This is a genomic window from Kitasatospora nipponensis (assembly GCF_039528135.1).
Classification (GTDB): Bacteria; Actinomycetota; Actinomycetes; order Streptomycetales; family Streptomycetaceae; genus Kitasatospora; species Kitasatospora nipponensis.
In genome coordinates this window covers 22,240-45,903 of the sequence record NZ_BAAALF010000026.1, presented here as the reverse complement: position 1 = coordinate 45,903, position 23,664 = coordinate 22,240, and the positions used below count along the sequence as shown (strand labels likewise).

The window sequence follows — 23,664 nt, the reverse complement described above, 5'->3', positions numbered from 1 at the left end:
GACAGGAGACGGAGATTCCGGTCGCACCACGGCGGGCAGAGCGCCGACTCCGTGATCGATCCGTTCGGTGAGAGTTCGGCGATGCCCTGATCACGAGTTGTCAGGGCGCCGCAGCAGGAGCGAGAGAGTCTTTCGCGCATCCCGGCGTCGCTGTGGGGAGCGCGCGAAGATCGAGAAGGCGGCGACTCCGGCAATGGTGGCGGTGTAGATGACGCCGGTGGCCCCGGCGAGCGTGGCTCCTTCGCGAACAAGCGTGACCAGGTCCATGGGACAGGTGCCTCCGCATCGGGTACCTGGGTGGTTTCACCAGGTGCAGGTGGTACAGGTCTCCACCGTCCGGGAGGTTTCCGGCGATCTCCCGCCGTCTCCGGAACCTGCTGAGTACCCTGATGGGAGGCTGCGAGGCGAGATTTCCGGAGAACGCGAGCAGGCTCCTCCGGACTGGGCGAAGGGGACGGTGCGGTTGGCCGCCACTGGCTCGGCCTTGGAGAGGTTCAGCAACGAGCTACGGGCGCTCTGGGTGGCCGCAGGCAGCCCGACGTACGGCTCACTGTCACGCGTCGACGGCAGGAAGATCAGTTCATCGAGCTTGAGTGACTGGTTGAACGGCAAGGGTGCTCCAAGTGCCATGAACACGGAGCTCGTTCTTGTTCTGATCCGCCACCTCAAGTCCAGGGCGGCTGAGATGAGCCCTGTCTACGTAGGCTGGTCCGAGGGCCAGTGGATGAGCTGTCTGCGGGAGGTGCGGGCCGAACGCGATCAGAACCGGGGCGGCAGGCCAAGCAGCTCCCGGCCCCCGGAGCGTTCCGCCATGCGAAGGGCGAACAGTTCCGGCAGCGGGCCGGCAGTCGGTCCACTGCATGCGGCCCGTGACGTTCAGGCGCCCCCCGACATCAGCAACCTGCGCCTGCCAGAGGTGCTGGTGGGACGCGCGCCGGAGCTGGAGGCGCTGCGCATCGCGCTGACGGCGAGCAGCGAGAGCGCGATCACCCAGGTCGGCGCGGTTCATGGGCTCGGCGGGGTCGGCAAATCCACCCTGGCCCGGCACTACGCGTACCAGTACCGTGGGTCCTACACCCTGATCTGGTGGATCAACGCAGCCACACCCGCCGCGATCGAGGGGTCCCTGGCGGAATTGGCCGTACGGCTGCATCCAGTGTGGCCGACCGGCGCGACACCTCGGGAACAAGCCGCCTGGGCCCACACGTGGCTGCACTGGCACTCCGGCTGGCTGCTGATCTACGACAACGTCGAGAATCCAGTGGATCTCGCGCCGTATGTCGGAGCCCTCAATCGGGGCCATCATCTGGCCACCAGCCGAAGGGTCACTGGCTGGCCCCGGACCGTACATACGTTGGCCCTGGGCACTCTCACCATCGATGATTCAGCCGACCTGCTGCTGCGAAACATCCGGGGCGGGGGCCAGGAGGCCACCGCGAAACAGCGTCAAGAGGCACGCGCCCTCGCCGCCGAGTTGGGGTGCCTGCCGCTGGCCCTGGAACAGGCCAGTGCCTACCTGGGGCAGAACGTGACCGTCAGCATCGACGAATACCGTCGACGTCTTTTCGATCAGTTGGACAGGACCGCCGAAGGTGCGAGGTGCGAGTCAGGCGGGCCGGTCGGCGGTGTTGATGCCGACCGGAGTGTCGTCCGCGTGTGGTCTCAAACCATGACAGCCCTCGCCGAGCGCAACCCTCTTGCGGTCAACGTGTTGTACACCCTGGCCTGGCTGGCTCCGGACGACATCCCGGTGACCCACTTGAACCGCCCGGGCGAGGACCCCGGCCTCCTTGCCGAGGCTCTCGGTGTGCTGAGCGCATACAGCATGGTCACCCTCACTCCGACAACAGTCAGCGTCCACCGTCTTGTCCAGGCGGTGCTTCGCATGACCGCGTCCCAGAAACACGGATCCGCATCGAACTCGCTGCCGAATGGACGCCGTGACGCCGAAGAGGCCATGGTCCGTGCTCTGTGGCCTCCAGACCCAGCAAACCCCCGGAGCCGACCGTGGCTCGCACTCCTGCCACACGTGATAGCCCTGGCTGCCAGCCGTCCACCCGACCATCACGATGACGTCGCCATTCCGCTGTATGCGCACGGGGCGCACTGGCTGCATCGTCAAGCCCAGCACGCCCGCGCCATCCCCCTCGACGAAGCAATGCTGGAGTACAGGGGGCGGGTGGTCGGCTACGCCCACGCCAGCACCGTGCGTACTCGGAGCAACCTTGCCACTGCTTACCGGGCGGCTGGGGATCTGAATCGGGCCATCGCCCTTTTCGAGGTGACTCTCCTGCAACGTGAACAGATGCTCGGGCACAGTCATCGAATCACCCTGCGCAGTAGGAACAATCTTGCTAATTCATACCACGAGGTCGGCGACTTTCAGCGGGCCATTGCCTTGCACGAGCTGACCTTGACCCAGCGCGAGCACGTGTTGGGGAAAATTCACCCCGACACCCTGGTGAGTAGGAACAACCTGGCCTGCGCCTATCATGATGCCGGCGACCTGGGTCGGGCCATTGAGTTGCATGAACTCACCCTGTCCAGGCGCGAAGAAGTTTTGGGGGATTCCCACCCCGACACCCTGAACAGCAGGAACAACCTGGCCAATTCCTATCGCCTGGCGGGAGATCTTGGGCGGGCCATCCCTCTTCACGAGTCGGCTTTGGCGCAGTGCGAGCGTGTGTTGGGGGATGTCCACCCGGCAACTCTGAACAGCAGAAACAATCTCGCTTGTGCCTATCATGACGCCGGAGAGCTCGGTCGGGCCCTTGAGTTGCACGAGCTGACTCTGGCTCAGCGCGAAGACGTGTTGGGCGATGCTCACCCCGATACCCTGGCCAGCAGGAGCAACGTGGCCCGGATCTGTCATGACATCGGTGACGTGAATCGGTCCGTGGCTTTGTACGAACTCACGCTGGCGCAATGTGAACGCTGGCTGGGTGATGGCCATCCGCTGACCCGCGCCGTGCGAAGTCGGCTGGCGTTGGACCGCGGCTTTCGGCAATCCGATGGTGAGTGATGCAGGCCGATGCGGTGCGTGGCGAGCGGGTCAGGCTACGGGCGGCGGCGTCCGACGAAGGAAGAACTCCACAGGCCGGGATCGGCGGCTCGCGGAGGCGTAGCGTGGTGACGGTGACGAGCCGCGCGGAGAGTGGAGCGGGGGTGCGTCTGGCAGAGTTGGTGGCCGCGCTCTCCCTGGGCGTGGACCTGGGCTTCGGCCAGCCGATGGAGCACGTGCTGCGCCAGTGCCTGATCGCCTTGCGGTTGGCCGAGCGGCTCGGCCTGGACGACGACACCCGGATGGTCGTCTACTACACCGCGTTGCTGGTCAACGTCGGCTGCCACTCCGACGCGCACGAGCAGGCGAAGTGGTTCGGCGACGACATCACGCTGAAGTCGAGCAAGTACGCCTACGAGCAGCGCAGCCTGGCAGGAGCGGCGGCGACGCTGCGGTTGATCGGATCGGGCAATCCGCCGCTGCACCGGTTCCGGGTCGGCCTGGAGTTCACGCTCGGCGGGTTCCGCGATCTGAACGGGATGATCAGCTCGCACTCGGCACTGGCCCGTGAGCTCGCCCGGCGGCTCGGTCTGCCGGACGCCGTGCAGGCGGCGCTGGCCGGCTCGTACGAGCAGTGGGACGGACGCGGCTGGCCGGGAGAGCTCAAGCGCGAGGCCGTGCCGCTGCCCTCCCGGCTCGCGCAGCTGTCCGAGTACGTCGAGGTGGCGCACCGGATCGGCGGGACCGGCGCGGCCACGGCGCTGGTCAGGCGTCGGGCGGGGACGCAGTTCGATCCCGGACTCGCGGTCGAGTTCTGCCGGGAGCCCGAGGAGATCGTGGGCGGACTGGACACGGCCCGTACCTGGGAGGCGGTGATCGGGGCCGAGCCCGCGCTCGGCGTGTGGCTCGGCGAGGAGGAGTTCGACGCGGCGCTGCTCGCGGTCGCCGACTTCGTGGATCTGAAGTCCCCGTATACGCTGGGCCACGGCCGTGCCGTGGCGGCGCTGGCCGAGGCGGCGGCGCTCGGGCTGCGGATGGATCCGGCCGAGGTCACGACGCTGCGCCGGGCCGGCCTGGTTCACGGCCTGGGCCGCCTCGGCGTCTCCAACGCGATCTGGGACAAACCAGGACCGCTGGGCGCGGGGGAGTGGGAACGGGTGCGCCTGCAGCCCTATCTGACGGAGCGGATGCTCCGGCAGTCCGCAGCGCTCGCCCCCCTGGGCGCGGTCGCCGTGCAGTACCGCGAGCGGCTGGACGGCTCCGGTTACCCGCGCGGGCTCGCGGGCGGCGCGATCTCCTGGCCGAGCCGGATCCTGGGCGTCGCGGACGCGTACCAGTCGATGATCGAGCCGCGCCCGCACCGGGCGGCGCTCCAGGCGGCGGAGGCCGCCGCGCAGCTGCACGCCGAGGTCGCCGCCGGACGCCTGGACGGCGAGGCGGTCGCCGCGGTCCTCGCGGCCGCAGGGCATCGCACGCTGCGGCGCAGCGCCGGGCCCGCGGGCCTGACCGCCCGCGAGATCGACGTGCTGCGGCTGTTGGCCCGCGGCTGCTCCAGCAAGGAGATCGCCGCACAACTGGTGATCTCGCCCAAGACCGCGCGCAACCACATCGAGCACATCTACGCCAAGATCGGGACCTCGACCCGGGCCTCGGCCTGCCTCTTCGCGGTGCAGAACGGTCTGCTCTGAGAGCGGGGCCGGCTCCGGGGCCGACGGCCCGGAGGAAGGCGCCGAATATGAGGCATCCGCCCCATGTGCCGGGCGCGGCACGGGCCTAGCGTCGAGGCAGAACGTCGGACCGTGAATCGAGGCAGTCATGGGCATCAGAAGCACACTGTTCGCGGTGACCTACGACCGGATGATGGCCAAGGCCGAGCGGCAGGGCCTGAGTGACCTGCGTCGCCGGTTGATCGCCGAGGCCGGCGGCCGGGTGCTCGAGATCGGCGGCGGCACGGGGGCCAACCTCGCCCTCTACGGCGAGCGCGTCGAGTTGCTGACGGTCACCGAGCCCGAACCGGCGATGGTCCGCCGGCTGGAGCGCCACGTCGCGGAGCGGGCTCCGCGCACCACGGTCCTGCGGGCGCCGGCCGAGGACCTTCCGTTCGAGGACGACAGCTTTGACGTCGTCGTGTCGACGCTGGTGCTCTGCGGGGTGAGCGACCAGCAGCGGGCACTGCGCCAGCTCGGCCGGGTGCTGCGCCCCGGCGGGCGGCTGCTCTTCCTGGAGCACATGCGCTCGGAGGATCCGAAGCTGGCCCGCCACCAGGACCGGATGAACTGGCTGAACCGGCTCGTGGTCTGCTGCGAGTGCAACCGTCCGACGCTCGACTCGATCCGGGCGGCCGGATTCGTCGTCGACCACGTCGAGCGCCAGGTCTTCCCCGCGAGTCCGTCCTTCGTCGGCCCGGCCGTGCTGGGCAGCGCCACGCTCGCGGCCGCGACCCGGCCCGGGCCCGACACGGCCACGGCCGTGCCGCAGAGGTCCGCGGGCGGCTGAGGGGCCCTGCGGCTCAGGAGCGGCGGCGCGGCTTTCCGCCCTTCGGGGCCGCCTTCGGCGTCGTTGAACGGATGTGCGGCATCGGCAACCTGGGCATCGGAGGTGCAGACCCGCAGGACGATCCCCGGCGCCTGGTCGAGCTGCTCCTGTGCGGATTGCCGTGCCAGCCGTCGAAGTGGCGTCGACGGTAACCGCTCGCCGGGCGCGGTCAAGTGTCCGCGGGTGCGGGCCAGACCGCCGGACGCCGCGAGGCCCTCTTCGCCCCCGCACCCGCCGCGCCGCCGAGCTCGACGGCTGAGTCGACCCGCTGCCGCGGCTTCACCCGAGGCCCTCGCCGGCGACTCCCACCAGTGCCTGCGTGCCGATCACCGCCAGCAGCGCCAGCCGTTCGGCGTCCTCGGTGCCGGGTTCGGCCGTGTAGACCATGATCCGCAGATCGCTGCCCGCGACGCTGAGCACGTCGCAGTCCAGCGTCAGCGATCCCACCTGCGGGTGGTCGACGGTCTTGCGCGAGGCCTCCTGGCGTCCCACCGCGCCGGAGTCCCACAGCTCGGCGAACCGCTCGCTGTTGCGGCGCAGATCAGCGATCAGCCGCAGCAGCCGCAGATCCGCCGGGTAGCGGCTCGCCGTCGCCCGCAGGTCGGAGACGACCGCGGTCTCCAACGCCCGCCGGGACTCCGGCGTGTGGCGGACCCGGCTGCCCGAGCCGAGGAAGTTCCGCCACGCCCCGTTGCGCTCCTTGCCGTGCCGCTCACCCATCAGCGCGGTGTAGAGCGGATTGGCCAGCAGCAGCGTCCACGCCGCGTCGGAGACCGCGACGGGTGTGCCGGTCAGCCGGTCCAGCATCCGTTGCACGCTGGGCGTGATGTAGGCGGGCACCGTGCCGATTCCCGGCGCCACCAGCCCGGCGACCCGGAACAGATGCTCGCGCTCCTGGGCGTTCAGTCGCAGCGCCCGCCCCAGCGCCTCGACGACCTGCTCCGACGGGTTGGCCGCCCGGCCCTGTTCGAGGCGGGTGACATAGTCGACCGAGATCCCGGCCAGCAGCGCCAGCTCCTCCCGGCGCAGTCCGGCCGCGCGCCGATGGCCGCCCACCGGCAGGCCGGCCGCCTCCGGCGGGACCCGGTCACGCCAGCGCCGCACCGTCTGCCCGAACTCCGTGGTCGCCATGCCACCACTGTGCACCACCGCACCCGCGGGTGCCTGGTACTGACAGTCCCAGGAAGACCGGACGCCTGGCTGACGGCATCGCCGCGCGGCATCGTGGAGGCATGACCACAACACTGATCACCGGAGCGAACAAGGGGCTCGGCTTCGAGACCGCCCGTCAACTCGTCGCCGCAGGCCACACCGTGTACATCGGCAGCCGGGACCCCGAGCGCGGGCGTCGCGCCGCCGAGCAGTTGGGCGCGCGGCTGGTCGTCATCGACGTCACCGACGACGCCTCGGTCACCGCGGCCGCGAAGACCGTCGAGGCCGACGGCGGCCTCGACGTGCTGGTCAACAACGCCGGCGTCGAGGAGCGGTTCGAGGACAACGGCATCATCGGCGCCGCGGACGTCACCGCCGACCTGATGCGGAGCACGTTCGAAACCAACGTCTTCGGCACGGTACGCGTCACCCACGCGTTCCTGCCGCTGCTGCAGCGCTCCGCCGCCCCCGTCGTCGTCAACGTCAGCAGCGGCCTGGCCTCGCTCACCCGCGTCACCACCGTCGACACTCCCACCTACCTGTACCCCGGCGTCGCCTACCCGGCCTCCAAGGCCGCCGTCAACATGATCACCGTGCAGTACGCCAAGGCGTTCCCGAACATGCGCATCAACGCCGTCGAGCCCGGTTTCACCAGGACGGACCTCAACGGCAACACCGGCATCCAGACCGTCGAACAGGGTGCCGAGATCATCGTCCGCATGGCCGGCCTCACCCCGGACGGTCCCACCGGCACCTACACCGACGCGGAGGGCCCGCTGCCCTGGTAACCCACCCGCCCACGGCGGCCGCCCCGGCATCCGGCTTCCCGCCGAAGGCCCACGCGGCTTGGCTGTAGAGGCAGGCGGCGGATCCCCGGGGCCTGAACGGAGGTCAGGGATCCGCCGTGAAGGTATGCACTGCGGCTGGGCTCAAGGGGCAGGGGTGTTGGAAGTCCGGTGATCTTGTCGTTGCGCTGGTCCGGCGATGCCCAGGAGCGTGCGAGGCGCGCTCCTGCCGCGGCCCAGGGTCACCGGTCCCGGGGGCCCGCCGCTACGCCGTCACGGGTCACGCGGTCAAGGCATCGGTGACCGCCGTTATCCCCTGGGGTGCCAACTGTTCCAGGAGACCGGTGATCCCGTACCAACCGCCGAGCGCGGCGAGTCGTGCGGCGAGCCTGCGGGCGTCGGACGGCGCGGCAAGCCCCGCGACGACGAACAGCGCGCGGTCCCGTGTCTCGCGGAAGGCGATCGTGTCGGCGAGCGCCTCGGCCCGCTCCGTCTCCCCGCGCCGGGCCAACTCCTCGACCACGGGGACCAGTGCGTGCCCGCGCGCCCACAGGTCGGTGATCGCCCGGGTGAGCGCCTGGGCTCGGTCCGTCTCCCCGCGCCGGGCCAACTCCTCGACCACGGCGATCAGTGCTCTGGCTCGTGCCCGTCGGTCGGTGATCGCGTGGGCGAGCGTCTCGGCCCGGCCCGTGTCCCCGCCGCGGGCCAGCTCCCCGACGATCTCCGCCTGCCAACCCGCACGGAGGTGGGGGGCGTTCATCGCGTCGGCGAGGGCCATGGCCCACTCGACCTGACCGTGCCGGGCCAGCATCAGCGCCGCCGCCGCCCGCAGGTCGTCGGCGTACCAGGAAGTGGGGCTGCAGGCGTCGAGCAGTGTCTGCGTCCGTTCCACCAGCGCGAGGACCACCTCCGCTCCGGCGGTCTCGGCCGCCGCCTCCAGCACGTCGACCATGACCGCGGGGTAGAGGGGCGATGTTCCCGGACGGCGCAGGAGGGCGTCGAGCCGATCCAGGTCGCCGCGGCCGACCTCGGGGACCAGGATCGCCGTCAGCGGTCGCGGCCCGCCCGGGTCGTGCCCCTGAGCGCCGGGTCCCTGGAGCCGGGCGAGGTCCTCCAGACGGTCGACGAGGTCACCGGCCCGGACGTAGTCGCCGGCTGCGGTGGCCACGTCGAGAAGGAGGGTGAGCACCCGTGAGGACGCACTGTCCGCGGCGCGGTCGGCGAAGTCGAGCGCGCCGCGGAAGTCCCCGGTGTCCGCCAGCGCTTTCGCCAGGAGGGCCCAGGTGATGCCCCAGTTGTGCGGATAGCGGACCCGCTCCGCCAGCGCGAGGGCCCGGTCGAGTTCACCGGCCCTGGCCCACGCCGGCACCAGCGCGACCAGGGCACGATCGTGGCAGTCCCTCACACGGATCGAGTCGACCAGCGCCTGGGCCCCGAGCAGGTCTCCCGCGCCGGCCGCCTCCTCCACCAGCGCCAGCAGCGCTTCGCCCTGCTTGGGCTCGTCGCTGATCGCGAACGCCAGCTCGGCCGCCCGCGCGAGGTGACCGGTCCGGGCGAGTGCCCTCAGATGCCACAGCGGAACGGGCTCGCGGGCACCATCCGCGTCCCGTGACGCCAGCAACCGGAACAGGGTCACCAAACACGGTTCGAACCCGCCCGGGACGACGCCCTTTCCGGCATCGGCATCACCCTCCCGAGCGAGGCCGTAGCGCCGCTCACGGTACCGCTCCATGAACAGCTCATAGCCCCACTCGGCCATGCCCTTGTGCGTACTCACGTCGCCCCCGGTCGCGTCCTGCCGCTGTCCCGTAGCGTAGAGCCTGCTGCGCGCCACCGGGCCGGTGCCCGGACGCATGGCGGTGGAGGCATCCACCTGCGCGGCGGGGCGCGCCACGTCGGTCGCGGAACCCCCACGCGTTCCCCATCGTCTCCCCGGGAAAGGGCGGGACCCCGCACGACGGGGGCGGGCCGTGGAGGCGGGGAGGGGCGCGTGAGCGAACACGAGGCGGCGCTGGCGGTGGGAGCCGCCGGCGGCCTGGGCCGTTACCGGGGCATCGCGGTCCCGGGGTCCACGGTCGGCGACGGGTTCTTCATGACGCTGGGCCTGTTGTTCCTCGGGCTCTTCGGCTACGAGCTGGTCCTCGGTGCCCCGCTCTGGCCCGACGGGGTACTCGTCACCTGTGGGCTGTTCATGGGCTTGGGCATGGCAGGCCCCGCCTTCTGGCCCCGCTTCGAGCGACGCCGAGGAGGCCGCCTGGAGCGCCTCTACTGCTTCGAAGACGGCCTCGTGATCGGCAGCGGCCACACCATGCGCCCCATCCGCTGGTCGGACGTCAGCATCACCAGCGAGGGCTGGGAGTCGTGGAGCGAGTACCGCCAATCGGGCACGAGCCGCACCCTCACCACACCCGACGGCACCGTGTTCGCCCGGTTCACCGGTCAGGAACCCGAGCGGGTCGGCGGGCACCCGGTGATGCTCCTCCACCAGGCCGCCACCGAGCGCGAAGCCGTCCACCCCTCGCCGGGCCCGACGCCGAGTGACGCGCGACCCACCGAAGCCTGACCGAGCGGTCACGGACCGACCGCGGAGCCGATCGCTCGGATGCATCCCGGCTCTCGCCAACGGTCAGCCGAGCGGGGGCGTTTCCAAGTCCGGTGATCACGTGAGTCCGTAGGTCGCGGCGGTCCAAGGGGGGCGGGCCAGGCCGTCACAAACGCGACGAGGCTCTGGTTGAACGGGGTGACCTTCCCAAGTCGCCTCGTACCGATTCCTGTCGTCCCGACCAGCGCTTCCACCGGGCTGAGGCCGTTTCCGCAGTCATGCGGAAGCGGCCTTCGTGCGTTCTCCGGGCCTGGTGAGTGCAGGGTGAGGTGAGCGTCCTGGGGCTCCCGGCCGCGTCGAGGGCGGGCTGCCCGTTGTCCTCGTGGATGGCGAGCTGACCGCCCTGCGTGCGGGCGTTCGCCGACGTCCCGGCCTCGTAGACGGTCGCGGGGATGCCGTGCGGGTGCAGGACCCGCGCGAGGGTCAGGCTGCCGGGGCGGTCAGGACGGCCCTGGCCACCAGTCGGAGATTCCTGATCATCGGATTCGGGTCGCCCTTGCGGCTGACCAGGACGACCTGGCTGGAAGGAGCGCCCTCGATCGGGACGGTGACGAGGTTGGGGCGTAGTGAGCTACGCCGGTCGCCGACCGGGAGCACGGCGATCGCCCTGCCACTCGCGACGAGTTCGAGCTTGTCCTCGTAGCTCTCGACCGGCGGCACGTCGGCCCCGAGGAGCCGGTAGGAAGTCCAGTCCGCGGTCTCGAACGGGCATGGCGCCGCCTCCTCGCCGGCCAGCTCTTCCGAGGTCACCGACGGGCGGTCGGCCAGGGGATGGCCGCGTGGGACCACGAGCATCCGGGGCTCCTCGTACAACGGGGTGCTGAAGACGTCGGCGGCGAGCGGCAGTGGGGCCCGCGCGATCAGGGCGTCGACGTGCCTGTCGGACAGTGCCCCGACGTCGCGGCAGCTCAGGTACCGGGTGGTGATCTCGGCGGCCGGGTAACGGCGGCGCAGTTCCTCCACGGCGGCAGTGATCACCAGGTCCTCAACGTAGCCGATGGTGATTCGTTCAATCTCGGCTTGTTCGCGCACGGCCAGTTCGGCCTGGCGCGCGGCCTGCAGCAGGGCTTGGGCCCGGGGGAGGAACCTCTGGCCTGCCGCAGTGAGCCGGGTGCCCTGAGGTACGCGGTCCAGCAGTCGTGTGCCGAGATGCTTCTCGAGCCGTTGGATCTGGCGGCTCAGCGCAGGCTGGGCCACGTGCAGGTCGGCGGCGGCCCGGCCGAAGTGCTGGTGCGCCGCGACCACGGTGAAGTAGCGCACCAACCGCAGTTCCAGGTCCTGTCCGGGATCGTTCATCATCGCAGCGTACGCGTCATGCCGTTTCGGCATGAGCAGGTTGCCGGACTGGTCTTGGACGGCGATGCCGCGGTGGGCGTTGACTCAAGGAACAACGTTTCCCCAAGAACAGGAAGGCGACAGACGCGATGAAGGCGATCCAGTTCCATGAAGCGGGCGGGCCGGAGGTTTTGCAGTATGACGAGGTACCGGTTCCCGAGATCGGCCCGGGAGAAGTGCTCGTCCGGGTGCACGCGGCGGGCATCAACCCGCCGGACTGGTACCTGCGTGAGGGGATGAAGGTCATGCCGGCGGAGATGAGGCCGGCCCTGGAGTTCCCGCTGGTCCCCGGAACGGACATGTCGGGCGTGGTCCAGGCGGTCGCTCCGGACGTGTCGGGGTTCGCCGTCGGTGACGAGGTCTTCGGCATGCTCCGGTTCCCCGGATTCGACGGCCGGACCTACGCCGAGTACGTGGCCGCACCGGCTTCGGACTTGGCTCACAAGCCGGCCGGTATCGACCACGTGCAGGCGGCCGGGGCGCCGATGGCCGTGCTGACGGCCTGGCAGTACCTGGTGGATCTCGGCCACGACGTGCCGTCGGTTTTCACCGGTCAGGTGCACCGACCGGTGCCGATCACGCCAGGGATGACCGTGCTGGTCAACGGGGCTGCCGGTGGAGTGGGTCACTTCGCGGTGCAGCTGGCGAAATGGAAGGGGGCACACGTCATCGCGGTGGCCTCCGGGCGGCACGAGCAGTTCCTGCGCAAGCTCGGCGCCGATGAGTTCATCGACTACACCAGGACGCAGGCGGCGGACGTGGTCAACGGTGTCGACCTGGTGATCGACGCCGTCGGTGGCCCGGACAGCTCACGCTTCCTGAGCGTGCTCAAGCGCGGCGGCACCATGCTTCCGGTGTTCTTCGCCCAGTACGATCCGGACGAGACGGCGAGTCTGGGCATCACCGTCTCGACCATTCAGGTGCGTTCCAACGGCCCCCAGCTCGCCGAGATCGGGCGCTTGTTCGACGAGGGCAAGCTGCAGGTCGGGGTGGACAGCACCTACCCGCTGCCCGAGGCGGGCAGCGCACACACGCGAGCCGCGCAGGGCCACATCCAAGGCAAGATCGTGCTGACGGTGGTGTCGTGATCGCCGAACTCCAGCAGGCGCTGGCGCACCAAGCCCACGCCCTGGACGAGCTGAAGGTGCCCGCGCCGAGGGGCGTGGTTCGGGCCTGACGCTGCGGCGGCGCTCCCGAGCGGGTGACGGACCGTCGCAGCGGGGCGTCGGTGGTGGCCGGGGTGGTGGATAGAGTCGGATCCGGACGGAGTGCCCTGCCCCGCCCGCCGGAACCATCGAACGGAGCTCCGCCATGGCGACCACACCCACCGCGGGCCCTGCCAGCGGATCGCCACTCGCACGCTTCGGCCTCGGCACGGCGGCCGTCGGCCGGCCCGGCTACATCACGCTCGGCCGCGACCTCGACCTGCCTCTCGAGCGGAGCGTCGAGGCGCTGCGAGCCCGTACGCACGCGCTGCTCGACGCCGCCTATGCCGCCGGGGTGCGGTACTTCGACACGGCGCGGTCGTACGGCCGGGCCGAGGAGTTCGTCGGCGGGTGGCTGGCCGCCCGGCCGCAGGCGGCGGCCGAGGTGGTGGTGGGGAGCAAGTGGGGATACACCTACACCGCTGACTGGCAGGCCTCGGGCGTGCCCGTGCACGAGGTCAAGGAGCACTCGACGGCGGTGTTCGACCGGCAGATCCGGGAGACCAGGGCCTTGCTGGGCCCGCGGCTGGACGTCTATCTGGTGCACTCCGTCACGCTGGACAGCCCGGCGCTGACCGACCGCGCGCTGCACGCGCGGCTGGCCGAGCTGGCCGCGGAGGGCGTCCGAGTGGGTCTGTCCACCAGCGGCCCGGCTCAGAGCGAGACGGTCCGGGCGGCGCTGGAGGTGGAGGTGGCGGGCCGTCCGCTGTTCGAAGCCGTCCAGTCCACCTGGAATCTGCTGGAGCCGTCCGCCGGACCGGCGCTGGCCGAAGCCCATGCGGCCGGCCTGCTGGTGGTGGTGAAGGAGGGCATGGCCAACGGCCGCCTCGCCGACCGCAACGCCACCGGACCCGACACGACCGAACTGCGCGCTCTCGCCGCCAGGACCGGCGCGTCCTGCGATTCCATCGCGCTGGCCGCGGTCGCAGCCCAGCCCTGGGCCGGCATCGTGCTCTCCGGCGCGGCTACCGCGGCACAGCTGGCCTCGAACCTCACCGCTGCCCGGCTGGACCTCGAGCCCGCGGAGCTCGACCGGCTGGCGGCGCTCGCCGAGCCCGCCGACGCGTACTGGAAGACCCGCGCCGCGCTGCCGTGGGCATGAGCCGATCCTGACCCGGCGCCGCACCCCGAAGGCGTCCCACGTCTGCTACCGCGACCTGATCGCCACCCAGCGAGCCGACTGCCCACGGTAGTTGGCCTCCGGTCGCGGCGGGATGTACGGCCTCTTGGCAAAGGCCGAGAGGCCATCTGGAGGTGGGCACGGCTTCGAGCCGCCGCCGGTGATCAGCGCCGCGCGCAGCCGACGTGTCCAACGGCCCCAGATCGGAACGACAGCAGCCACTTGTGGGGATCCGACCATCAGGGCCTCTCCGCCGGATAGGTTGTTGATCTGTGGAGCGACGACCCATCAAACTCGTGGTCGATGTCCTGCTCATGTTGATCGGGACCCTGCTGGGCATGGCGACCAACTACGCGACCGGCCAAACGGACCATGTGCCGCTGCCGCTGAGGCTGTTGCGGGACTGGTCGGTGCCGTTGACCGGCGTCGCGTTGGTCCTTCTCGTCGGAGGCCAGATCGCGCTGCACGTCCTCGACCGGCCGTCGCCGGTGCGCCGGATGTGGGACCGGGCCCAACCTCCGTACCCGGGGCTGGAAGCCTTCACAGAGGACGACGCAGCCGTCTTCTTCGGGCGGGACCGGGAGATCGCCGACCTGGTCGGACGGCTGCACCCGGCGGCGCCGAGGCGGGCGCAGCGGTTCGTGACCGTGGTTGGGCCGTCGGGCAGTGGCAAGTCGTCGCTGGTCCGGGCCGGGCTGCTGCCGGCGTTGGCCCGGCGGCGGGGGCGCTGGGCGGTCGCAGCACCGTTTTCGCCAGGGGTGGACCCGGTCGGCACCCTGCAACAGCGACTGACCCGACTGCCGTCCGAACGACCCGCCTTGCTCGTCATCGACCAACTGGAAGAGTTGCTCACCCTGTCCGGGCCCGAGGAGCGCGACGCGTTTCTCGCCGCCGTACGGAACGCGCTGCGCCGTGACCCGCGGCTGTGGATGGTGGCTACCTTGCGCTCGGACTTCCTCACCGGGCTCCTGGAGTCCGGCTTCTCCGAGCTGGTGCGCGAGCCGACCGTCGTCGGCACGCTCGCTCGGGACGCGCTGTACGAGGTGATCGAAAAGCCCGCCGAGCAGGCCGGGCTGACCTTCGCGCCTGGGGTCGTGGCCCGCATGGTCGACGACTGCGGAGGCGGCGACGCGCTGCCCCTGCTCGCCTACACGCTCCAGGAGCTGTACCTACGCGCCGGAGGGTCCGGCGGGACGGTGACCGAAGAAACCTACCGCGCCCTCGGCGGCGTCGCTGGAGCCCTGTCCGAGAGGGCCGACCAGATCGCCGCCGAACTGGCGGACGCACCTGGGATCCCCACCCTGCTGCGGTTCGTCACCGTCGACGGCAACGAGGCCACCCGTCGCCGGGTCCGCCGCGGCGACCTCGCCCCGCATGAGCGGGAGGTCGCCGACGCCTTCGTCGCCGGACGCCTGCTCTCCAGCGACGGGGACGTACTGGACGTGGCGCACGAGGCGCTGTTCCGCCAGTGGGCGCCGCTGCGCCAGGCGGTCGCCGCGCGTACCGAGGACCTGCGCCGCCGCACCGAGCTGGAACGCTGGGTGCAGGACTGGGACCGCGCGGAGCGCCAGGACGCGTACCTCCTCACAGGGGAGCGGCTGTCTGTCGCACGGCGGTGGCTGGCGCAGTCGGCGCGGACGGTCGGCGCGACGCCGCTGGTCGAAGAGTTCGTGGACCGGTCGCAACGAGCGGATCGGGCGGCGAGGGAACGTGCCGCGGACGCGGTGGCCGTCCGAGCCCTCGAACGCCTCGACACGGAGCCCGAGACCGCCGTGCTCGCCGCCCTTGCGGCAGTCGAGGAGTGCGCGGCCACACCCGGAGCGGTCCAGGCGCTGCACACGGTGCTGGGCGTCTCACGGTTGCGCGCGGTGCTGCGCGGCTTCGAACGCGGCGCATCCGCGGTGGCCTGGTCGCCGGACGCTCAGCTGCTGGCTGTGTCGAGCGACGACGGCACCGTCCGCGTGTGGCGCCCGGAGGGCGACGACCAACCGGTCGTGCTCGAGGGGGACGGTGCCTGGATGCAAGCGGTGGTCTGGGCCCCCGACGGGCTCAGGCTGGCCGTCGGCTGCAGGGACTCCACCGTCCGCGTCTGGTCCACGGGCACCTGGGCCCAACTGGCCGTCCTGCGCCACACGGCGGCGACCGGCGACCGGGAGCAGGGGGTCGGCGGTGTCGCCTGGTCATCCGATAGCACCCGCCTCGCGTCCGTCGGCAGCGACCGCGCCGTGCGGATCTGGGACACCGACACGTACGCCGAATGCGCGGTGCTGCGCGGGCACGAGCGCATGGTCTGGAGCGTGACGTGGTCACCGGACGGAGAACACCTGGCCAGCGGCGGAGAAGACGGCACGGTGCGGGTCTGGGCTTCAGCCACGGCAGCTCTCGTCACGGTGCTCACCGATCACCAGGACAACATCGAGTCGGTCCGATGGTCGCCCGACGGCCGTCGGCTCGCTTCGGCCTCCGGTGACCGGACCGTTCGGATCTGGGACACCGTCGGATGGGAGGCACAGCGGACGCTGGAGAACCCGGAGGTCATCAACTCCCTGGCCTGGTCTCCGGACGGCACCCGCCTTGCCGGTGGCGACGCGAACCGTACGGCCCACCTGTGGAGCCTCGACGGCACCAGTGGGGATGTCCGGCTCACCGACCACGCGGACACCATCTACGGCGTCTCCTGGTCCCCCGACGGGAAGCGGCTGGCGACCGCCTCCCGTGACCGGACCGCTGCTGTGTGGGACGTCACCGAATCGACCGATCTCTTCGGCGGCCAGGCCGATGCGGTCCTCCACGTGGCGTGGGCGCCCGATGGGACGTGCATCGCCTCTGCCTGTCAGGACGGCTCCGTGCGTATCCGGGACATCGCCACCGGCCGTACGACCCGCCTTCGGCGCGGCGGTGAGGTGTCCGCGGTGGCATGGGCCCCAGACGGCACTCGTCTGGTCACCGCTCTGCGCGACGGCGCAGCCGTCGTGTGGCGGGCGGACGGCAGTGGCGATGACATCGTCCTGAGCGGGCACGCCGCCGAACTGTCCTACGTCACCTGGTCCCCCGACGGCAACCGCATAGCCACCGCCTCCCGCGACGGCACGGCTCGCATCTGGGACGCCGCCACCGGTGCGACCGTCCACGTTCTGCGCGGCCACGCGGACTGGATCGGCGGTACGGCCTGGTCACCGGAGGGCCGCTACCTCGCCACGTCCAGCACGGACCGCACCGCCATCGTCTGGGACGCCACCGTCGGCATCCCCGTCACCACCCTGCACGGCCACCTGGACGACGTCTGGAGAGTCCACTGGTCACCCGACGGCCGCCGCCTGGTCACCGGCTCCCGCGACCACACGATTCGCCTGTGGGACCCGTTCGGCGGCACCGAACTCGCCGTCATGGCCGGCCACGAGGGCCCAGTCCAGGACGTCGCCTGGTCACCTGACGGCGCCTGCATCGCGTCCGTGTCCCGTGACCGCACGGTCCGACTCTGGAACCCGGACGCCGCCACCCAGGTCGCCGTACTCGGCGTCCACGCCGACTGGAGCAACGGCCTCGCCTGGCACCCTGACAGCACGCGCCTCGCGACCGCCTCCCGCGACCGAACCGTACGCATCTGGACCTTGGCCGGACACGACGTCGACGGCCTGCTGCGGCGCGCCCACAAGAGGGTGTTCCGGGAGCTCAGCACCGAGGAGCGCCGCGCGTTCCTGCTGCCGGACAAGCGCTGACACCCACGTTCCGCCCCTGCCCCCTTGGAAGGACCTAGTGGCCGCTCGTGGCGATCACTGACGCCGAGTTGCGTACGGTGGTCTCCCACCGCTGCTTCTCGAGGTCCAGTGCCTGCGCGTTCTCGTCGATCGACCTCTTCTGGATCTCGGTCTCGACGCCCGACCAGACCCGGATCAGGTCGACCTGCCGCTTGCATGCGACGTCAGCGAGTCGCTCATCGTGCTGCCACTCGAAGACGTTGGTGTGTGTGCCCACCGGAGATTCGACCGCGTATCCACGCCCTCGCATGCAGGCTGACCAGGAGGCGATCACTTCCTTGACCCGACTGTCCTCGAGGGAGGCGAGGAACGACTGCCGATCGAGGTTGCCGACCGTGACTGCCGGTTGCGCGTAGTCGCCCCCGTTCGCCGACAGTTGGTCCGAGGCCTGCTGGGCACAGCCGCCGGGCTTGCCACCGGGCTTGCCGAACTGTGCGACGTGCTCCGCCTGGGACATCGAGAGAGTCGGATCGGGGTCGCCGCGGTGTCCGGTCTGGTAGTAGCCGAAGTCGCTGCGGCTGAGATCGGCGGCTTGGTCCGTGTCCTCTCCGTACCGCATGAAGTTGGCCGAAGTCGCCGGTATCTGCTGCGGCCGGAGGAACTGCGCAGGTGGGTAATCGTAGCCTTCGGCCTTCATGCACTTGTGGTCGAGGATGTTGAAGGCCGCTGTGAGATTCGCGAGTTGACTGCTGGTCCGACCGTACGCGTCGAGAGGCAGCGGTATCGCCAGAAACAATCCAGCGGGCGCAGTCGGCGCCACCACGGCCGAATCCGAACCGCTGATGGTGTCGGCGGGCCCGGGCTTTGCGTTTGAGTGCCCGGTTGCGCAAGCACTCGCGGCGGTGATCATTGCCGCCACAGCGCCACATACGACGATCCGTCGCACGGGGAAATCCCTTTCCGTCAGTGGGCGCTGGCTGCGGATCGCATTCCGCAGCCAGCGCAGTCACTCACCTGGTGGTGCCGATGCGGCTAGATGTAGACGGAGCCGGCACCCTGGAAGTTGAGGTTGGCCGAGTAGGGCCCGGGCCCGTAGTACTGGCACCCCCCGTTACCACTGATCTCGTAGCAGAGCTTGACCGTCCACGGGTAGTTGTTCTCAGCGGTCCCCGCGAAGGCGTACACGTTGTTGCCGCTCGGGTAGCGGATGCTCCGGGTGTCGGCGGTGCTCGACGTGAACATCACGCACCCACCGCCGTAGTTCGAGTACTCCCACACCTCGACGCCCCGGGCCGCCGAGCAGGACGTGGTCGAAGCGCTGGCCGGCGAGGCCATCGCCACCCCGCCGGCGAGAACGCCGGCGGAGAGGGCGAGTGCTGCGATCTTGTTGCGCAGTGCCACCATTGATTTCCCCGTTCTTGACCCAACGGTGTCGCGGACCGAATGCCCGTCGATCGCCGCAGTGACCATCGTGTTGGTGGCCTGACGCTCCGTCAACGGATCGTTCCGGTGTCTGGCAGCTTGCTGTCAGGGGCGTCGCGAAGTTCCGTGATCTTGCGGGTGGGCTGGTAGGGGTGGGCCGCCCGTGCGCCCAGCAGGCATGGGACAGTACCCGGCCTCGGGCTCTCTGCCCGCCGGCCGGTCCCGCGTTCAGCTACCGAGGCGGGCCCTGAGGGTGGCGGCATAGGGGTCGTTGAGCTCGGTGAACAGGCCCAGGCTCCGGGTCCAATGGGCGCGAGCCTCCTCTTCCCGACCGAGCTCGCGGAGAATCTGTCCGAGCGTGTCCAGCGATCGGGCCTGTCCGTGCTGGTCGTTCGTCGCACTCCGGATCGACAGGGCCTCGGTCACGTAGTCGATCGCCTGCTGGTGCTCGCCGAGTTGGAGGCAGGTGGCGGCAGCGGTGTTGAGGGCCGCGCCCTGGGCATAGGTGTTGCCCAGGTCGCGGAAGACGGCCAGCGACCGCAGGCACTGCTCCAGTGCCTCGGCGGGTCGGTGCAGGTCCCGCAGGATGCGGACCAGGTTGAGCCGGGTCGCGCCCTCGTTGTAGGTGTCGCCGAGCTCCACGAAGAACGCCAGCGTCTGGAGCTGGTTCTCGTAGGCGTCCTCCAGGCGGCCGAGCTTGCGGTAGGCCACGCTGAGGTTGCCCAGAGCCGTGGCGATGGCCCGTCGGTCGCCGCGACGGCGCTGTATCTCAAGGGCCGCTCGGCAACTGGCCTCCATGTCGTCGAACCTGTGAAGGTCATGCGCCAGGACGCCCAGGGAGTTGAGCATCACAGCCTCGCCCTCGAGATCCGCTCCGGCGCGCGCGGCCGCCAGCCCGAGCCGGGCGGTCTCCTCCCAGTCGTCCCAGTACTTGCGCAGGTTGAAGAAGGCCCACAGGGTCTTGGCCAGGCGCCATGAGAGGGAGTGGAGCTCGGCCTCGGCCGCCTGCCGGACGGCTGCGACCAGATTGGCGCGCTCGCCCTCGTACCACAGCAGTGCGGCCTCGGCGGTGTCGAAGACCGGGACGAGTTCGGCCGCCCCGAAGGAGTCGACGGGTGGAAGCTGGGCCTCCGGGTTCAGCGCCCGGGTGGCCGCGGCTGCTGCCGAGTGGTACCAGGCCAGCAGGCGGTGGAGGGCCGCCGCCCTCGCATCACTCGGTTCGTCCTGTTCGGCGCGCTCGGCCGCGAACAGACGCAGCAGATCGTGGAGGGCGTAGCACTCGGGCTGCGTGGTGCCGAGCAGGTGAAGGGCGCTGAGCTGCCCCAGCACGGACTGCGTCCACCGCATCGGACGGCCGCAGAGGGCTGCCGCCGCGAGGGGACCGACTGCCGGCCCGGTCCAGAGGCCGAGTAGCCTGAACACCTGGGCCTGTTCGGCGTTGAGCAGGTCATGGCCCGCACCGAAGCTGGCCCTGACCGCCTGGTCCTCGATCTCCAGCTCGTCGAGTCGGCGGTTCTGGTCGGCCAGGAGTCCGCTGAGTGTGCGTAGTCCCATGGTGGGGGCGGCGATCAGGCGGCCCGCGATGATGCGGATCGCCAGTGGCAGTCCGGCGCAGGAGCGCAGGATGTCCCGAGTCGCCTCCGGTTCGTCTCGCAGCCGCTCCTCGCCGACGAGTCGGCCGAGGAGCTCGCGCGCCTCGTCCTGCTCCATCACGTCCAGTGCGACACGATGCGTACTCTCGAGGGTCGGAAGGCGGCTTCGGCTGGTGATCAGCACAGCGTGCGGGCCGGCCCCGGGGATCAGTCCGCGGACCTGGGCGGCGTCCCGCGCGTCGTCCAGGACTATCAGCATGCGGCGTGGCGCCAGCATGCTGCGGAACAGCGCCGACTTGCTGTCGTCGCCTTCGGGAACGGCCTCGTGCGGCACTCCCAGCGAGATCAGGAACTGGGTGAGTGCCTCACCCGTCCGTAAGGGTGTCCGCGAGGTGCCGCGAAGGTTCACGAAGAGCTGACCGTCCAAGTACCGCTCGCGGACCTCATGTGCCAGGTGCAGCGCCAACGAGGTCTTCCCGACTCCACCCGCGCCGGTCATCGCGGAGATGACCACCATGCCGCCGGCCGTCAGGGCGCCCGCCTCTGCGAACAGGCGGCGCAGGGCTGTCAGTTCCTCCTCGCGCCCAGTGAAGTCCAGGAGGAAACGGGGGAGTTGTGCAGGTGCCGTGGCGCTCCCAGCGCCGGATGAGCCGTCGGCGGGCTCCGCCGGGTGCCGCACCGGGCGGCGGTCTTCAGCGTCCTGCAAGGCCCGCCACGTGCGTTGCCAGGAAGCCGACTCCCGGCCGGTCACGCCGCAGGCCGTCAGCAGCGCGGTGACCACCTCCAGCCGGGGCAGCCCACGCCGGTTCAGGCTGAGCGCATCGGCAAGGGTGCTGCGCGCCAGCCCGCTGCGCCGGGCCAGCTCCTGGAACGAGGGATTGCCCGCCCAGATCTTCAGCGACCGCAGCAGGGCGATGAACTGGGCCGCGTCACAGGCACCCTCCGGCGACGGTGCCGCATCCGGACCCCGATCCCCCCGTGCATCGGCCCCCCTGGCCACCGCTCACCCACCCCCTGGTCGTCGCGCGTCCCTGCGCGCAGAGTACCCGACCGTCCGGAATCATCCGGGATCATCCGAGTAACTCGGGAACCGGCCGGTGGCTTGGAAGACTTCGCTGTGCAGAGAGGGCGGCCCCGGAAAAATGGGGGCTGGCACGGGGTGAGGCAGCGGCGGCTTGCCGACTGCGCCTGGGGCCGCTCCCTGCGTGATCAACGATGGCGGCCCCTCACCTGGGCGCGCCCGTGTATCCATGCTGCACTCGAACACCCTCGGAGGGGGCGGGTAGTCATGCGCAGTGTGACCACCGGTACGGGCCAGGGGCCTGCGGCTGAACCAAGCTTCATGGAGCGGAAGTTGCTCGGCCTTCTGGCGGAGGGGCTGACCGATGCGGTCGCCGCCAAACGCCTCAGTGTCTCTGTCCGGACCGAGCGCCGCATGGTGGCCGAGCTGATGACCCGCCTGGGGGCGAGCAGCCGATTCGACGCGGGAGTCAAGGCGGTACGCCGTCGGTGGGTCTGACCGGGGCGCTGGGACACGCAGGGTAGTTGGGGTCCGGACGGGCGGTGGTGCCCGTCCGGACCGAGGAGCTCCACTTGCCGACGGCGACGGCGACGGCGACGGCGACGGCGACGGCGACCTCGGCCTCGACCTCGGCGGGCCGTCGCCGCCGCGGCGGCCCCGGGGCCGAGCCGTACCGACGGTCGATCCGCTCCGGGCCCGGGGCGGCGTCAGTGCCGGCTGCGCGTTGAGCGCGCCCCATCGATCGTCTCCGGCCGACCGGCCATGGTCCTGGAGCGAAGATCTGTCAAGTGTCGTATCTGCTAGGACAGGCCAGCTGAGCAGGCCGTAGATGCGAGCCTCCGACGTTGCTGCCGCCAGCATCTGCGACCCATCATGAGGGCGGCGCTGCGGCTGGTCCACGGGTACCGCCGTGCGCACCTTCGGCATCCGCTTCGCCTGGCAGGCCCGTGACGGTCGCCCGGTCCATGGAAGCCGATCCCCGGCTGCCCGCAGCCCCTGCGGGCTGCCGGTCCGCGTCCGTCGCGTCGGAATCAACAAGGGAGAATTCGATGGGAAGCAGATCTCTGCGGCGCTTCGCCGCGGGTAAGGCACTGGTCGTGGGCGCCGTACTGGCCCTGGCGGTACCGGGCGTCGCGTACGCCAACACGGTGAGCGTGACGGTGAAGACCCCCGGCGCCACCGCCGGCCCCACCACCACCTTCTCCGAGATATCGACCCATGCGGACTGCGCCGGCGGCCTCATCTCCGGCGGCGGCATCTCGCAGACCATCGGCACCGGTTCGGCGTCTCCCGGCAACCACGTGAACGGCACCGAGCCCAGCTCGGACGGTTCGACCGAGTACACCGGCTCGACCGGTGTGGTGGGCACCGACAACACCCACTGGCTCGGTATCGGCGGCAGTGGCGGCGCGGTGAACAGCTCGTTCTCGTCCACCCCGTACGCGGTGTGCTTCACCAGCAACCTGATCAACCACACCCAGACCGTCATGAACAAGGACGCCGGCCCGTCCGCGGCCTCGACGCCGCTCGCGGTCACGGCGACCTGTCCGGCCAACACCGTCCTGCTCGGCGGCGGCGCGCGGACCACCCCGGCCAGCGTCGGCAGCCTCAAGCCGATCGCGAGCTTTCCCACCTTCGCCGACTCCGCGCACGACTACGGCCTCAAGGCGGCCGCCGACGGTGAGAGCGGCCCCGACTCGTGGACGGCGGTCGGCTGGAACGGTGGCGGTGGCGGCACCACCAACGAGACCTACGCCTACGCGATCTGCAGCGGCAGCAACATCGACGTCAGCGGCGTGACGATCAAGGTCCACCACGCCGAGGTGAGCACCTCGTCCTCGCCGGGCGCGAACACGCTCGTGACGGTCGGCTGCGGCACCGACGGCAAGCTGGTGAGCGGCGGCGCCGACGCCAGCGGCGGCAGCGTGACGACCACCGACTACACCGGCCCGGGCTCGCAGGGCGACCACCTCAACGGCAGCTTCCCCAGCGACTCCGGCGGCAACCCGGTCAGCGACGGCACCACCACGGCCTCGTACTGGACCGCCGACGCCCACGCGGGCGGAGTCGGCTCCCCCAACACCTACGCCGACGTCTGGGCGCTCTGCGCCAACGACGGCGTCTGACCGACCGGTTCCCGATCCATCGGTGGACGGGGATCCGCAGGCGGGCCCGACCCGCCTGCGGATCGTCCGT

Annotated in this window: 17 protein-coding genes and 1 pseudogene; 10 read left to right on the top strand and 8 right to left on the bottom strand. The window is 70.7% G+C overall.

From position 1 onward, the window contains the following. Positions 1–90: 90 nt before the first annotated feature. Positions 91–267, bottom strand: coding sequence for a hypothetical protein (locus ABD323_RS10570; RefSeq protein WP_344441048.1), 177 nt, complete (start codon positions 265–267; stop codon positions 91–93). A gap of 361 nt (positions 268–628) precedes the next feature. Between ABD323_RS10570 and ABD323_RS10565 the strand changes: the two genes are divergently transcribed. The 3 genes from ABD323_RS10565 (at position 629) to ABD323_RS10555 (ending at position 5,497) form a co-directional block, all read left to right on the top strand. Beyond that, positions 629–3,022, top strand: coding sequence for a tetratricopeptide repeat protein (locus ABD323_RS10565; RefSeq protein ID WP_344441047.1), 2,394 nt, complete (start codon positions 629–631; stop codon positions 3,020–3,022). Positions 3,023–3,165: 143 nt separating this feature from the next. Continuing rightward, positions 3,166–4,689 carry an HD domain-containing phosphohydrolase gene (locus tag ABD323_RS10560; RefSeq protein ID WP_344441046.1) on the top strand — a complete coding sequence of 508 codons (1,524 nt, stop codon included), beginning with the start codon at positions 3,166–3,168 and terminating at the stop codon, positions 4,687–4,689. 154 nt (positions 4,690–4,843) lie between these two features. Next, positions 4,844–5,497, top strand: coding sequence for a class I SAM-dependent methyltransferase (locus ABD323_RS10555; protein WP_344441045.1), 654 nt, complete (start codon positions 4,844–4,846; stop codon positions 5,495–5,497). Positions 5,498–5,815: 318 nt separating this feature from the next. Here the strand turns inward: ABD323_RS10555 and ABD323_RS10550 are convergent, their stop codons facing one another. Continuing rightward, positions 5,816–6,667 carry a helix-turn-helix transcriptional regulator gene (locus ABD323_RS10550; protein WP_344441044.1) on the bottom strand — a complete coding sequence of 284 codons (852 nt, stop codon included), beginning with the start codon at positions 6,665–6,667 and terminating at the stop codon, positions 5,816–5,818. A 101-nt stretch (positions 6,668–6,768) separates the two neighbouring features. Between ABD323_RS10550 and ABD323_RS10545 the strand changes: the two genes are divergently transcribed. After that, complete coding sequence (locus tag ABD323_RS10545; protein ID WP_344441043.1) at positions 6,769–7,476, top strand: SDR family oxidoreductase; 708 nt, start codon at positions 6,769–6,771, stop codon at positions 7,474–7,476. A 277-nt stretch (positions 7,477–7,753) separates the two neighbouring features. Here ABD323_RS10545 and ABD323_RS10540 read toward each other — a convergent pair whose 3' ends face one another. Next, positions 7,754–9,250 carry a hypothetical protein gene (locus ABD323_RS10540; RefSeq protein WP_344441042.1) on the bottom strand — a complete coding sequence of 499 codons (1,497 nt, stop codon included), beginning with the start codon at positions 9,248–9,250 and terminating at the stop codon, positions 7,754–7,756. A gap of 213 nt (positions 9,251–9,463) precedes the next feature. Between ABD323_RS10540 and ABD323_RS10535 the strand changes: the two genes are divergently transcribed. Then, positions 9,464–10,036, top strand: a complete 573-nt coding sequence (locus ABD323_RS10535; protein WP_344441041.1) for a hypothetical protein — start codon at positions 9,464–9,466, stop codon at positions 10,034–10,036. Between the two features lie 325 nt (positions 10,037–10,361). Here the strand turns inward: ABD323_RS10535 and ABD323_RS10530 are convergent. Then, a pseudogene (locus tag ABD323_RS10530) lies at positions 10,362–10,502 on the bottom strand (FAD-dependent monooxygenase); the annotation flags it as partial. After that, complete coding sequence (locus tag ABD323_RS10525) at positions 10,499–11,371, bottom strand: LysR family transcriptional regulator (RefSeq protein ID WP_344441040.1); 873 nt, start codon at positions 11,369–11,371, stop codon at positions 10,499–10,501. The gene ABD323_RS10525 and the pseudogene ABD323_RS10530, both read right to left, overlap by 4 nt. Before the next feature lie 128 nt (positions 11,372–11,499). On the opposite strand from ABD323_RS10525, the gene ABD323_RS10520 reads away from it, so the two are divergent. From ABD323_RS10520 to ABD323_RS10510, 3 genes are all read left to right on the top strand, one after another. Further along, on the top strand, positions 11,500–12,498 hold the full coding sequence (locus ABD323_RS10520) for an NADP-dependent oxidoreductase (RefSeq protein ID WP_344441038.1): 999 nt from the start codon (positions 11,500–11,502) through the stop codon (positions 12,496–12,498). Positions 12,499–12,721: 223 nt separating this feature from the next. Further along, positions 12,722–13,717 (top strand): aldo/keto reductase, encoded by a 996-nt coding sequence (locus ABD323_RS10515; protein WP_344441037.1) that lies wholly within the window; start codon positions 12,722–12,724, stop codon positions 13,715–13,717. 332 nt (positions 13,718–14,049) lie between these two features. After that, positions 14,050–17,454 carry an nSTAND1 domain-containing NTPase gene (locus tag ABD323_RS10510; RefSeq protein WP_344441036.1) on the top strand — a complete coding sequence of 1,135 codons (3,405 nt, stop codon included), beginning with the start codon at positions 14,050–14,052 and terminating at the stop codon, positions 17,452–17,454. A gap of 34 nt (positions 17,455–17,488) precedes the next feature. Here the strand turns inward: ABD323_RS10510 and ABD323_RS10505 are convergent, their stop codons facing one another. The 3 genes from ABD323_RS10505 to ABD323_RS10495 all read right to left on the bottom strand — a co-directional run bounded on the left by ABD323_RS10505 (position 17,489) and on the right by ABD323_RS10495 (position 21,447). After that, a complete protein-coding gene (locus ABD323_RS10505; RefSeq protein WP_344441035.1) occupies positions 17,489–18,379 on the bottom strand; it encodes a hypothetical protein in 891 nt (296 codons plus the stop codon). Positions 18,380–18,465: 86 nt separating this feature from the next. Next, the gene (locus ABD323_RS10500; protein WP_344441034.1) at positions 18,466–18,837 is read right to left on the bottom strand and encodes a hypothetical protein; all 372 of its coding nucleotides are present in this window, start codon (positions 18,835–18,837) and stop codon (positions 18,466–18,468) included. A gap of 246 nt (positions 18,838–19,083) precedes the next feature. Further along, positions 19,084–21,447, bottom strand: coding sequence for an ATP-binding protein (locus ABD323_RS10495; RefSeq protein WP_344441033.1), 2,364 nt, complete (start codon positions 21,445–21,447; stop codon positions 19,084–19,086). Positions 21,448–21,735: 288 nt separating this feature from the next. Between ABD323_RS10495 and ABD323_RS10490 the strand changes: the two genes are divergently transcribed. Beyond that, positions 21,736–21,966 (top strand): helix-turn-helix domain-containing protein, encoded by a 231-nt coding sequence (locus ABD323_RS10490; RefSeq protein WP_425555939.1) that lies wholly within the window; start codon positions 21,736–21,738, stop codon positions 21,964–21,966. 551 nt (positions 21,967–22,517) lie between these two features. Continuing rightward, positions 22,518–23,594 carry a hypothetical protein gene (locus ABD323_RS10485; RefSeq protein ID WP_344441032.1) on the top strand — a complete coding sequence of 359 codons (1,077 nt, stop codon included), beginning with the start codon at positions 22,518–22,520 and terminating at the stop codon, positions 23,592–23,594. The last annotated feature ends 70 nt before the right edge of the window (positions 23,595–23,664 follow it).